This is a genomic window from Diaphorobacter sp. LR2014-1, assembly GCF_002916785.1.
Classification (GTDB): domain Bacteria; phylum Pseudomonadota; class Gammaproteobacteria; order Burkholderiales; family Burkholderiaceae_C; genus Diaphorobacter; species Diaphorobacter nitroreducens.
In genome coordinates this window covers 60,754-72,999 of sequence record NZ_MTBE01000004.1, presented here as the reverse complement: position 1 = coordinate 72,999, position 12,246 = coordinate 60,754, and the positions used below count along the sequence as shown (strand labels likewise).

General features: G+C 69.6%; 8 protein-coding genes. 1 reads left to right on the top strand and 7 read right to left on the bottom strand.

All coding sequences use genetic code 11. From position 1 onward, the window contains the following. Window positions 1-14: 14 nt before the first annotated feature. Window positions 15-392, bottom strand: a complete 378-nt coding sequence (locus BV908_RS05075; protein ID WP_103737410.1) for a DUF1232 domain-containing protein — start codon at window positions 390-392, stop codon at window positions 15-17. Between the two features lie 144 nt (window positions 393-536). On the opposite strand from BV908_RS05075, the gene BV908_RS05070 reads away from it, so the two are divergent. Beyond that, window positions 537-752: a DUF3079 domain-containing protein gene (locus tag BV908_RS05070; RefSeq protein WP_011806421.1), complete on the top strand. Its 216-nt coding sequence runs from the start codon at window positions 537-539 to the stop codon at window positions 750-752. A 12-nt stretch (window positions 753-764) separates the two neighbouring features. Here the strand turns inward: BV908_RS05070 and BV908_RS05065 are convergent, their stop codons facing one another. From BV908_RS05065 to BV908_RS05040, 6 genes are all read right to left on the bottom strand, one after another. Beyond that, window positions 765-1,640 carry an endonuclease/exonuclease/phosphatase family protein gene (locus BV908_RS05065; RefSeq protein ID WP_103737409.1) on the bottom strand — a complete coding sequence of 292 codons (876 nt, stop codon included), beginning with the start codon at window positions 1,638-1,640 and terminating at the stop codon, window positions 765-767. Window positions 1,641-1,710: 70 nt separating this feature from the next. Continuing rightward, entirely contained in the window at window positions 1,711-2,532 is an 822-nt protein-coding gene (locus tag BV908_RS05060; protein WP_011806423.1) for a carbohydrate ABC transporter permease, read from the bottom strand. Between the two features lie 147 nt (window positions 2,533-2,679). Then, complete coding sequence (locus BV908_RS05055) at window positions 2,680-3,582, bottom strand: sugar ABC transporter permease (protein ID WP_103737408.1); 903 nt, start codon at window positions 3,580-3,582, stop codon at window positions 2,680-2,682. A 13-nt stretch (window positions 3,583-3,595) separates the two neighbouring features. Further along, window positions 3,596-4,891: an ABC transporter substrate-binding protein gene (locus tag BV908_RS05050; protein WP_103737407.1), complete on the bottom strand. Its 1,296-nt coding sequence runs from the start codon at window positions 4,889-4,891 to the stop codon at window positions 3,596-3,598. Between the two features lie 93 nt (window positions 4,892-4,984). Then, entirely contained in the window at window positions 4,985-6,025 is a 1,041-nt protein-coding gene (locus BV908_RS05045) for an ABC transporter ATP-binding protein (RefSeq protein ID WP_103737406.1), read from the bottom strand. A gap of 164 nt (window positions 6,026-6,189) precedes the next feature. Further along, a complete protein-coding gene (locus BV908_RS05040) occupies window positions 6,190-12,210 on the bottom strand; it encodes an MG2 domain-containing protein (RefSeq protein WP_210433994.1) in 6,021 nt (2,006 codons plus the stop codon). Window positions 12,211-12,246 lie beyond the last annotated feature (36 nt).

Sequence of the window (12,246 nt, the reverse complement as noted above, 5' to 3'; positions counted from 1 at the left end):
CCGCTGCCGCGGCCTTACCGACCACGCCACCAGGCGAAGAGCAGCACAGCCAGCAGCACCCACAGCATGACGATGATCGCCGCGGCCAGCCAGCTGCGCGGGCGTGCCAGCATGCGCGCGGCACGCTCGCGCGCGGCCAGCAGCACCGGCGGCGGCAGCAGGCGCAGCACCAGCGCCAGGCCCAGGGGCACGATGAGCAGGTCGTCCAGATAGCCCAACACGGGAATGAAATCGGGCACCAGGTCGATGGGGCTCAGCGCATAGGCGGCCACGGCCAGCGCCAGCAGGCGCAGCGCCCAGGGGGTACGGGGGTCGCGCGCAGCCAAATAGACGACGAGCACGTCGCGCTTGAGCGCACGCGCCCATTGCTTGGCGGTTTGCAGCAGTCCCATGGCGTGTTCAGGCGGGGTGATTCATCCAAAGGGCTGCATCGTACGAGCTGCCCCGCGCGGAAATGGCTTGATGTACATCAAAACCCCACTGGGATCGGGTGACGACAGTGGCTGCATTCTCCCTTCGACACCCTCCCCTGCCCCATGGCCAAGAAGTTTCCGCTGAACCCCGCGCATCCCGAGCGCACGTGCTGGGGCTGCGACCGCTACTGCGCCGCCGATGCCATGCAGTGCGGCAACGGATCGGAGCGCAGCCAGCATCCGGCGGAGCTGTTCGGCCCCGACTGGGCCGAGTGGGAGCCGCCTTCTGCCGGCGAGGCGCCTGCACAGCAGCAGCCCGCCGCATCACAGCCCGCCTGACCGCGCGGTCACTCATTCCAGCACCAGCAGCACGGGCTGGTGGTCTGATGCCTGCGTCACGCCATCGACCCGCACCGCACGCACCCGGCTCCTCAGCGAATCACTGACCCAGATGAAGTCACAGGCCAGCGGCTGCGGCGCATAGGTCTGGTCGAACACGCAAAACGTGGGCGGCTGTGGCGTGCTGGGGTGCAGCAGTCGCCATGCATCCCACAGCGGGGGCTGGCCTGCCTGACCCGCGGTCGCGCCCTCCTCGTCCGCCAGCGCAGCGGCCAGGGCGGCGTATTCGGGCTCGTGCGCCTGCAGGTTGAAGTCGCCGCACAGCACGGCGTGGGGCGTGTACGCCTTGGGCTGGAACGGCGAGCCGTCGGCCAGGCCCTGCGGCGGCTGCGCAGCCTGCGCGCAGGCCTGCAGGTGCAGCGCACGCAGCGCCAGCGCCTGCGCCATGCGCTGGGGCTTGGAGTAGTACTCCAGGTGCGTGGTCATCACGCGCACCGGGCCCAGCGCGGGGTCCTGCACGGTGAGCACGCTGCACAGGCGCGGCATGCTGCGCACGCCGGCATCGGGCGGGTATGGCAACGGGTGGTTCTGCAGCTGCAGCACGGGCAGGCGCGTGGCGATCAGGTTGCCAAAGCGCTGGCGGCCCGCGGCGGTCCACTCATCCACCGCCGCGCCAAAGAACACCTGCCAGCCTGCGGGCAGCGCGGCCTGCACCTGCGCCACCTGGTCGCCGGGCGCGCCGGCCAAGCCGGGGTAGTTCACCGCGATCTCCTGCAGGCACAGCACATCCACGTCGCCCAGCGCCACTGCGTATTGCACGATGCGCGCGGGGTCCACGCGGCCGTCCAGGCCGCGGCACCACTGGGTGTTCCAGGTGACGAGCTGCATGGTTTACTCCTGAAAACAGAGCTGCTCGCGCTTGCTGCACGGGCGCTGGAGGCTGATTTGTTTTGAATCGCTACTTGATGCCCGCGCGCATGAAGCTTTGCACGAACTGGCGCTGAAAGAGTATGAACCCGATGAGCAGCGGCGCGGTTGACATCAGCGTGGCCGCGGTGATGAGCGACCATTCCACGCCCTGCTCCACCGACGAGAACACCTGCAGCCCCACGGTGAGCGGGCGGGATTCCACGCTGTTGGTGATGATGAGCGGCCACAGGAAGTTGTTCCAGTGAAAGCTCACCGACACCAGCGCAAACGCGGTGTACACCGGCCGCGCCAGCGGCACGTATACGCGCCACAGGATCTGCAGGGCGCTGGCACCCTCCACGCGCGCGGCTTCATCCAGCTCCTTGGGAATGCCCATGAAGGTCTGGCGCAGCAGGAAGATGGCAAACGCCGAGGCGAAGTACGGCAGCCCGATGGCCACCAGCGAATCCACCAGGCCCAGGCGACCCATGGTCTTGTAGTTCTCCACCAGCAGGATGTCGGGCATGACCATGAGCTGCACCAGCACCAGCGCGAAGGCCACGTTCTGGCCGCGAAAGCGATAGCGCGCGAAGGCATAGGCCGCCAGCGTGGACAGCACCAGCTGCGCGGCCAGGATCATCGCCACCAGCACGGTGGTGTTGAGGAAGTAGCGCGCGAAGGGCGCGGCCTCCCAGGCGCGGCGGAAGTTCTCCAGCGTCCAGGGCGCCAGCAGGTCGAAGCGCGTGGCGTACTCCGCGGGGTGAAAGGCCGTCCACACCGCATAGGCCAGCGGCAGCAGCCACAGCAGGGCCAGCGTCCAGGCGGCCAGGGTGTCCAGCAGGGTGACCTGGTACAGCGTATTGGTTCTCATGGCGCGTCGCGCCCTCCTAAGGGATGAAACCGGCACCACCCAAGCCAGGGCCGCCGTGCAAGGGCCGCCCCGCCGCACGGGCAGCGTCCTCCTTCCCACGCGCAGCGTGAGAGAAGAGGGAAGCGGTGCAGCGCTCAGGGGGGTGTTTCACTGGTAATGCACCCGTTTGTCGAACACGAAGAACTGCACCAGCGCCACGCCGGCCAGCGCCACCACCAGCACCACCGTGAGCGCCGCGGCATAGCCCGTGTCCCAGAACTTGAAGCCCACCTCGTACAGGTGGTACAGCAGCAGCGTGGAAGCGTTGTCCGGCCCGCCGCGCGTGAGGATGAAGAGATGGTCCACCAGACGGAAGGCGTTGATCACGGCATTGACCAGCACGAACAGCGTGGTGGGCATGAGCAGCGGCCACTGCACGCGGCGAAAGAAGTACCAGCGCGACGCGCCCTCGATGGCCGCGGCCTCCTTCAGGCTGGGGTTCAGCGTCTGCAACGCGGCCAGGTAGAAGATCATGAAGAAGCCCGCCTCCTTCCACACCGCCACCACCGTGACGCAGGCCAGCGCCGTCGCCGGGTCGCCCAGCCAGTTGCGCGACGGCAGCCCGAGCAGGCTGGTGATCTGCTCCAGCAGCCCGTACTGCGGCGTGTAGAAGAACAGCCAGATGTTGGCCACGGCGATCATCGGCAGCACGGTGGGCGTGAAGTACGCCATGCGCACCCAGGTACGCCCGACCATGCGCTCATTCACCCACAGCGCCATGATCAGCGCCAAGCCGATGGACAGCGGAATGGTCGCGCCAGCGAACCACAGGTTGTTGCGCGCGGCCTGCCAGAACACGGGGTCGTCCACCATGGCCGCATAGTTCTCCAGCCCCACCCACACCCCCGCACGGCCGCCGCGGGGCGTGGAATGGAAGCTGTCGATCAGCGTGGCCAGCGTGGGCCAGTGCGTGAAGGCCACCAACAGGACCAGTGCCGGAAGCAGCAGCAGCCAGGCGTGCACGGCACGCTGGCTGCTGCCCGCATCCGGCGTGCTGCGCATCACCGGCATGGGAGGCTCGCCCTTACTTGTAGCTGCGCAGAATGCGGTCGGCCTCGCGCTGTGCGTCCTTCATCGCTTGCGCCGAGGTCTTGGTGCCGTTCAGCGCGGCCTGGATGGCGTCGTTGAGCACCTTGGTCACGCGCTGGTTGTCGTGCGTGGAGAACTCGGCCACCGATACCGGCAGTTGGTCGCGCGCCACCAGCGCGGGCGGGAAGTCCTGGCCGTATTTTTTGAGCGCCGGCGTGTCGTAGGCAGCAGGCGAGACGGCCACGTAGCCGCTGTCCATGCTCCACTGCGCGGCGCGCTCGGGCTGGGTGATCCACTTGGCGAACTCGAACGCGGCCTGCTGCTGCTCTTGCGGCGCCGTCTTGAAGATGTAGAAGTTGCCGCCGCCCGTGGGCGAGCCCTTGCGCAGGTTGCCGGCAATCTGGGCCACGCCGAAGTCGAACTTGGCGTTGTTCTTCACGTTGGTCAGGTTGCCCGTGGTCGTGATGATGATCGCAGCCTTCTTCTCGAAGAAGTCCTTGGGCGTCGTGCCCCACTCCACCACGCCCTTGGGGTGCACGCCTTCCTTGGCCAGGTTGACCCAGAAGTCCAGCGCCTCGATGACCTTGGGGTGGTCGAAGGTGACCTGGGTGCCGGCCCCGTTGGCCAGCAGCACGTCGTTGGGCGTGGTCAGCGTCTGCAGCATCCAGTAGGCAAAGCCGGTGGACGGGATCTGGATGCCGTACTGCGTCACGTTGCCGCTGGCATCCTTCTTGGTGAGCTTGTGCGCCGCTTCCTTCAGTTCCTTCCAGTTCTGGGGCGCCTTGTTCGGGTCCAGGCCGGCGTCCTTGAACGCGTCCTTGTTGTAGTACATGACCACCGTGGAGCGCTGGAACGGCACGCCCCAGGCCTTGCCGCCCGTCTGGCTGTTGGCCATGAAGGCCGGGTAGAAGCCCTTGAGCCAGGCACGGTCGGCGTCGGTCTTCACGAAGTCGTCGATGGGGGCGATGGCGTCCTCGTCGATCAGCGTGAACATGTCGGTGGACAGCAGCACCGAAGTGGCCGGCGCCTTGCCGGACTTGTGCGCGGTGAGCGCCTTGACGATGGTCTCCTGGTACGTGCCGGCATAGATGGGCACCACCTTGTACTGCGGATGCGCCTTGTTGAAGTCGGCCGCGTAGCCGTCAATCACCTTGGTGATGGGGCCGCCCACGGCCACGGGGTAGTAGAACGGCACTTCCACCGGGGTCTGCGCATGGGCGGTAACGGCACACAGCGCCATGGCCGCGAGGGCGGGCGCAGCCAAGGTCTTCAAAAACATCTTGCGTTGCATTGCGAAAGCTCCTGAGGTCTGGAAAGAGTGGGGAGAGGAAACGAAAGGCAGCGCCGTGCACCCGCATGCGGCGCAGGCTGCGTAAGAAGTGGCTCAAGCCGCCAGGCGCTGGCCCTGGGCGTCAAAGAAATGCTGGTCGTGCCCGCACCACCGCAGGCGCACACCCTGCCCGTTGGCTGCGGGGGCGTGCTGCCCCGGCGCGCGCACGGTGATGAATTCGGTGCCGATAGCGCAGCGCAGCACGGCATCCGCGCCCAGGTATTCCTGGCTGTGCACGGAGGCGGCCACGCCGCTCGACCCACCGCTGCCGTCGTCCAGGGCCACGGCCTCGGGACGCAGGCCGAGCCAGTGCGCCTGCGTGCGACCCACGGCGATATCGGTGCCCGCGATGCGGCCCTGTTCCAGTCGCACCAGGTTCATGGCGGGCGTGCCGATGAAGCGCGCGGCAAAGGTGGAAGCGGGTGCGGCGTACACATCGCGCGGCGGCGCGCACTGCTCCACGCGCCCCTGGTGCAGCAGCACCACCTGGTCGGCCATGCTCATGGCCTCGGCCTGGTCGTGCGTCACGTACACCACGGTGAGGCCCAGGCGCTGCTGCAGCTCACGCAGCTCGGTGCGCATCTCCTGGCGCAATTGCGCATCCAGGTTGGACAGCGGCTCGTCCATCAGGCACACGCGGGCCTGGGCCACCAGGGCGCGGCCCAGCGCCACGCGCTGCTGCTGCCCGCCGGACAACTGTGCGGGCCGGCGCTCCAGCAGCGGGGCCAGGCCGAGCAGCTCGGCGGCTTGCGCCACGCGCCGCGCGGCCTCGGCCTTGGGCACCTTGCGCACCGCCGGTCCAAAGCCGATGTTCTGCGCCACGCTCAGGTGCGGAAACAGCGCATAGTTCTGAAACACCATCGCGATGCCACGCCGCGCCGGCGGCAGCTGCGTGACGTCCTGCCCGTCGATGCGCACGCTGCCCGACGTGGGTGACTCCAGCCCCGCAATGATGCGCAGCGTGGTCGATTTGCCGCAGCCCGAGGGTCCCAGCAGCACGCAGAAAGAACCGGGCTCAATGCGCAGGTTCATGGACTGCAATGCCGTGGTGCTCCCCCAGGACTTGGCAACCGCATCAAGTTCGATCAGTGACATCGCGGCAGTGTAGGGACCGCTTGTGACGCTGGCGTTACGCACCCGCACGCCGCGGCGGGCCACCCGCCCACCCGCCACGGCCCGTCGATCGGTCCGTGGCGGTGCGACACCAAAACTGCCGCTAACGCCCGTCCATCAAGCGCCAGCAGCTATGCATTGAATAGTCACGGGCGCTGCACCACGTTCACCCGTGCATTCGGTGCCTCGCCGAACATCTCGGGCGCGTACAGTGCCTCGGCGCGGCTGGGCGGCAGCGCAAAGTCGCCCGCATTGTTCAGGCGCACGGTGTACTGCATCGTCACCGTGCCTTTGGGCAGGTACTCGTAGTAGCTGCGGAAGGACTCGAAGCCGCGCTCCTCGAACGCGGGCCAGCCCCGGCCCTCGCGCTTTTCGCCCTGCGTGGCGATCTCGGAGTCGCGTCCCAGGCCGCTGCCCAGGATGGTCGCCCCTGCGGGGATGGGATCGGTGATCGCCACCCAGGTCATGTCGGCCGTACTGGTCACCTCCAGCGTCACGCGCAGCACGTCGCCGCGCGAGTAGCTGCCCGCGGGCAGTGCCTTGTCGGCCTGCTCAACCGGCGTGACCGTGCGCTTGAGGGTGTAGCCCGCGCTGAACGGCTGCTGGCGCGGCACGGCCGCCACCGACTGCAGCGTGAGCCACGGCTTGCCCGGCCCCTGGTGCGTGACCACGAGCGGCTGCGCCGCGCCAGCGCCCATGCCCCACGGCAGGAACATGCCGTTGTTCTTGAGCATGCCGGGCGCCGCTGGCGCGCCGAACCAGCGGGTCTGGTGCGCGGCGCCCGCGGCGTCGCTGGCCTTGGCCGGCCCCACCTTGGCCCAGTCCACGCTGGCGCTGTGGCCGCCCAGCGTGGCGCGGGTGGTGCCGGCCACCGGCGTGGACTCGAAGCGGGCGCTGAACTTCTCCAGCGCCAGCCCGCCCCACAGGTTGGCCGTGGTGGTGTGCCATGCGCCGCCCTGCTGGCGCGCGATGAAGCCGCTGGCCAGGCGCCCCATGTCGTCCTTCCACGCGGGGTCGTCCAGCACGGCCAGCATCAGGCGCGCGGTGTTCACGTCGCCGTTCTGCATCAGCCACCACCAGTAGTCCTGCTGCTCGGTGCTGAACAGCAGCTTGGTGCCCTGGTAGGACAGGCGGCCCTTGAGGATCTGCGTCGCCTCGGCCAGGCGCTGCTCGCGCTGTGGCACGCCCTGCACCCGCTTGAGCACATTGATCCAGTCGATCACCGCATGCGTGGGCCACTGGTTGGGCGCGATGGTGATGCTCTCCAGCAGCCGCGCCGGGGCATGGCCCGTGCGCGACAGCGCCTCGATGGCCGCCAGCTTGCGCAGGTCCAGATCCTTGCGCGGGCTCCAGAAGTCGCGCTGGATGCGTCCTTCCACGAAGGCCGTCAGCCCGCGCTCCATGGCCTCGCGCACTTCGACAGGCAGCGTGAACTCGGGGTACAGCGCGGCTGCTTCGTGCGTGGCGGCCAGCAGGTAGGCGGTGAGCGTGTCGCTGCCCCGGTTCGCGCTGCCTTCGCTCGGCGGAAAGTAGTAGGCCAGGCCATCGCCGTCCAGGTAGGTGGGCATCTGCGCGGCCACGCTGCGCCACAGTGCGGCATCGCGCAGGCCGATGGCCTTGCTGGCCTTTTGCTCCAGGCAGGCGAATGGGTAGTTGGCCCACCAGTCGCGCACGCCGGGCAGGCCCTCGGCCAGCCGGGGCTGCAGCGCCAGCTTGAGGCCGCCGCGCCCCTGCAGCGCATCGGCGGGCGGCGCCGCCTCCGTCTGGAAGCTGCCGTCCAGCTGTACCAGCGTGGCCTGCTGCACGGCCAGCGGCACGGCCGGCACCAGCCGCTGGGTCACCTTGAGCGCATCGCGCGCGCCGCTCACCGTATCGCGCGCCTCGATCTCCCACAGCAGCGCCTGGGCACGCGTCTGGGCCAGCTGCGCGGGCGCGGTGACGGACCACGCCACCTCGCGCGACTCGCCCGCGGGGATCTCCACGGTCTGCTGGTTCAGCTGCAGCAGCGTGGCACGCGGCGTGACCTCGACCTTCATCGCCGCCTTGGTGGTGTTGCGCAGCGTGAGCTGCGCGCGGAACTGGTCTTCCTCGCGCACCAGCGGCGGCAGGCCGCTGATGATCTGCAGGTCCTGCGTGGCGCGGATCTGCGTGGCACCGGTGCCGAACAGGCCCGTTCCCGCATCCGCCACCGCCACCACCTTGAAGGTGGTGAGCGCGTCGTTAAGCGGCACGGTCACCTGCGCCCGGCCGTTCGCGTCCAGCTGAATGGCGGGCCGCCACAGCAGCAGCGTGTCCAGCAGCTCGCGCGTGGCCGTGTGGCCGCCGCCGCCGCCCGCGGGCACGGCCTTCTTGCCGTAGTGGCGCCGGCCGATGATCTCCATCTGCGCGGTGGAAGTCTCCACGCCCCACGCCCGGCGCTGCAGCATGGCCTCCAGCAGGTTCCAGCTGGTGTTGGGCATCAACTCCAGCAGCGCCTGGTCCACGGCGGCCAGCGCCACCTCGGCGCCGGCAGCGGGCTTGCCGTCCGGCAGCGTGGCGGTGATGGTGACCTGCGCCTTGCCGCGCACCGGGTAGCTGTCCTTATCGGCCTTGACCTGCACCGCGATCTGGTGCGCGGCATGGCCCACACGCAGCTCGGCCACGCCCAGCCGGTAGGCGGGCTTGGACAGGTCCACCATGGCCGTGGGGGCGACGTACTCGCGGCCCTCATACCAGAAGGCGTTCCACCATTCGCGCGGCGCCTTGAAGCCCCAGGTGAAGAAGCTGTACCAGGGCACCTCGCGCAGACGCCCGCGCAGCGCCAGCACGCTCACGTAGACGTTGGGGCTCCAGTCCTGCCCGATCTGTACCTGCACCGTGGGGTCCTGGCCATTGAGCTGCACCACGCGCGTGTCGATGATGCCCTCGCGTTCCACGCTGACCAGCGCCGTGGCATGGCGAAACGGCATGCGCACCTGCAGCCGCGCGGTCTCGCCGGGCTGGTAGCTCTTCTTCTCGGGCAGCACGTCGATGCGGTCATGGTCCTCGCCGCCAAACCACAGCTCGCCGCGCCGCGTAACCCAGACGGAGGACGCGGCCTGGGCCTCGTTGCCGTCCTTGTCGCGCGCGGTGACCACCAGCTCCACCTCGCCGGGCTCGTCCAGCTTGGCGTCGCACAGCAGCAGGCCGCGGCTGTCGCTTTTGCCGGTGCACACGGTGCCCAGGTCCTTGGTCTCGGTCTTGTTGTCGTAGCTGTAGAAGCCCCCCACCATGCGCTTGCGGCTGGTGGTGGTGACATGCGCGATGGCCTGCACGGCCAGTGGCACTCCGGCCTGGGGCTGGCCCTGCAGCGACAGCGCCAGCGCCTGGAAGCGCACGCGGCTCGCAGCCGATGCCCAGCCCTCGGTCTTCACGCCAGCCACCACGGCGGCCGGCCACAGCGTGTGCGTGCTGCGGACCGTCTGCACCTCGCCATTGGGGTCGGCATAGGTGGCCTCCAGCACCAGGTCCTGCGCCTGGCGGGCCTGGGGCAGCTCTTCGATGGTCACGCGGCCCGCGCCGCTCTTGTCCAGCGTGAGCGCCAGCTTGTCGGCCACCACGCGCGCGTCCTGCCGCGCCGCGGGCTCCTCGTCGTCATCGCCCGCCTGCGCGCCGCGCTTGCGGGGCGGCTGAAAGCTGAAGGCGTCGAAGTCGCCGAACTGCAGGAACTTGCCGCGCACCATGGCCGACACCCGCACCGGCAACTGGCCGGCAGGGCCGCCAGACACGTAGCCCACCCGCACGTCGGCCGGCACCGAGCGCACGCGCACCAGCGGCTTGCTGTCCGCGGGCGCGATACGCCCTTCCAGCACCGGCAGGCGGAACTCTTCCACGCGGAAGCTCCCGGACTCGAACGAGCGCTCGCCCCCATTGACGTCAGCGCCGCGCAGCTCCACCTGGTACAGGCCCAGCTTGGCGGCCGGCGGCACCGCGAACTCGCTGGTGGCCGACAGGCCGCCCGTGCGCGTCTTGCGCCACTGCAGCGGCTGGGTGAACTGCTGGCCGCTGCCGACGTGGGTGATCGCCAGTTCCGACGGCCGCTCCTGCGGCAGCGCAAAGCCCTGGCGGTTCTGCAGGCGCAGCACGTGCTTCATGGACACGGTCTCGCCCGCGCGCAGCAGCGTGCGGTCGAAGATGGTGTGGGCCACGGTATCCGGGCGCGGGTCGCTGCTGGTGGGCAGGTTGAAGCGCCAGGGCTCGATGCCGCGCTGCCAGTCGCTCCAGGCAAAGGCCAGATCCTCCACCCCGTCCGCGCCGCGGTGGCGCGCGCTCACGAAGTAGGCCTGCGAGCCATCGCCGTAGTCGTCGTAGCCGTCTGCGTCGTCGCAGCGCGGCGGCTCGGGCGACAGTCCGTCAAAGCGCGCAATACCCTGCGCATCGGTCTGCGCCTGGGCCAGCAGGCGGCCCCGGCAATCGGACACGCGCACGCTCGCGCCCGGCACGGGCTGCCCCTTGTCCAGCGTGGTCACCCAGGCCAACGCGTTCTCGCGGCCCAGCTTGAAATGCACGCCCAGGTTGGTCACCAGCGCCGCCGTGCGCACATACATGGTGCGGCCGGCGCCGTGGCGCTCGTCCAGCAGCGCGCCGCCCAGCGCCTGCGACGCCACCTCCACCACATGGAAACCCGGCGCCAGCGGTATGCCCACGACCTCGAACGGCCGCGGGTCCGCTGCCGCGGCGCGGGGCAGCTCCAGCGCCTTGGCGCCGCTCTGGCCGGCCAGCAGCGACAGCATGCGGGTCTGCACGTACTCCTTGTTCTCCTGCCCCTGCAGCGGCTGGGGCAGGGTGCTCACGCCGTCCCGGCGGGCCTGCCCACGCTCCACCAGCGCGCCGTGGTAGCGGCGCACCTTGCGCATCCAGGCGATGATCTCCGCATCGCCGCCGGGCTGCAGCGTGCGCACCCGGCCTGCCGGCGCCTCGGGGGTGGACGCAGGCTGCAGGCCCTGCACGCGCAGCGCGGGTTCCACCTTGCGCAGCGTCACGGGCAGCAGCGCGGGCGGGTGGTCCTCGGCCGGGCCTTCGGCAAAGCGCTCGACGATGCCAAAAGGCGCCGCCGCAAACTTGGCCAGCGGCGGCATGCCGCCCGTGGCCACCTTGAGCGGGAAGCTCGCCGCATTGCGCGGCGCGCGCCCCGCGGCATCGCGAAAGTCCGCCGGCAGCTCCACCGTGAAGGACGTGCTCTCGGCCAGCGGCACGCCGAAGCGCACGGCATTCACCAGCGCGTCGCCCGGCTGCGCGGCCGTGCCCTCCCCTTCGCCCTCAAAGCGCGGCAGCAGCGTTTCGTAGCTGGACTTCAGCCGTATGCCCGCCGCCACCTTGCGCGACACGGGTGCGTTGAACGACAGCACCATGGGGCGGATCGGCAGGCACGCGGCCTGGGCGTTCTCGCGCTCGCACTGGAACTCCACGGCAAAGGGCTCGCGCACCTGGAAGGCAAAGCGCTTTTCCACCGTGTTCGCCACGCCGCTGGGCGTGGCCACGCCCTTGCCGAAGACAAGCTGCATGCGCGTGCCCGAGGTCAGGCGGCGGTTGCATGCCAGCGTGGCGTATTGCAGCGGCGCCTGGGCGGCGCGCTTGTCCAGCCCGAGGGCCTTGAGGATGTCGCCGCGCTGCGCACCTTCGACCAGGCGCACAGGCACGCGCTCGCCCACGCCGTCCAGCGCGCACCAGGCATGGCTGCGCAGGCTGTCCTGCGTGGCCGCGCCGTTCAGCTGCAGCACGAACACCTGCTCCTCGTCGATGGACTGGTAGGTGCCGGGCAGGATGCGCTGGACAAACGGGCCGCCACTATTGAACTGATAGCTTTTCGCGCCCGACAGCTCTGCGCCGGAGACCGATTTGAACCCCGACCTGGCGGTGGCCGTGCAGCGCACGCCCGGCGCCAGGTCGCGCGCGAAGTCGAACACCCATTCGCGCTCGCCCGTCCAGCGGCCCGTGCCCTTGGCCGCATCGGCGTCGCTGCACTGCACCGTGAAGGGAGCCGGCGCCTGAGGGTCGCCAAAGCGCACGGCGGCCGCGTCAAACCGCGCCACCACCTGGCGCACCTGCGCCACCTCGCCCTGGGGCGAAAAGCTGCTCACCTGCAGCGCCTGCGCGCCGCCCGCCAGCAGTGCGCCACCCGCGGCAACCCACCGTATCCATGTATTCAAGAGATCCCCCCTGCAGTGCTTTGGCCGAGCGTATCA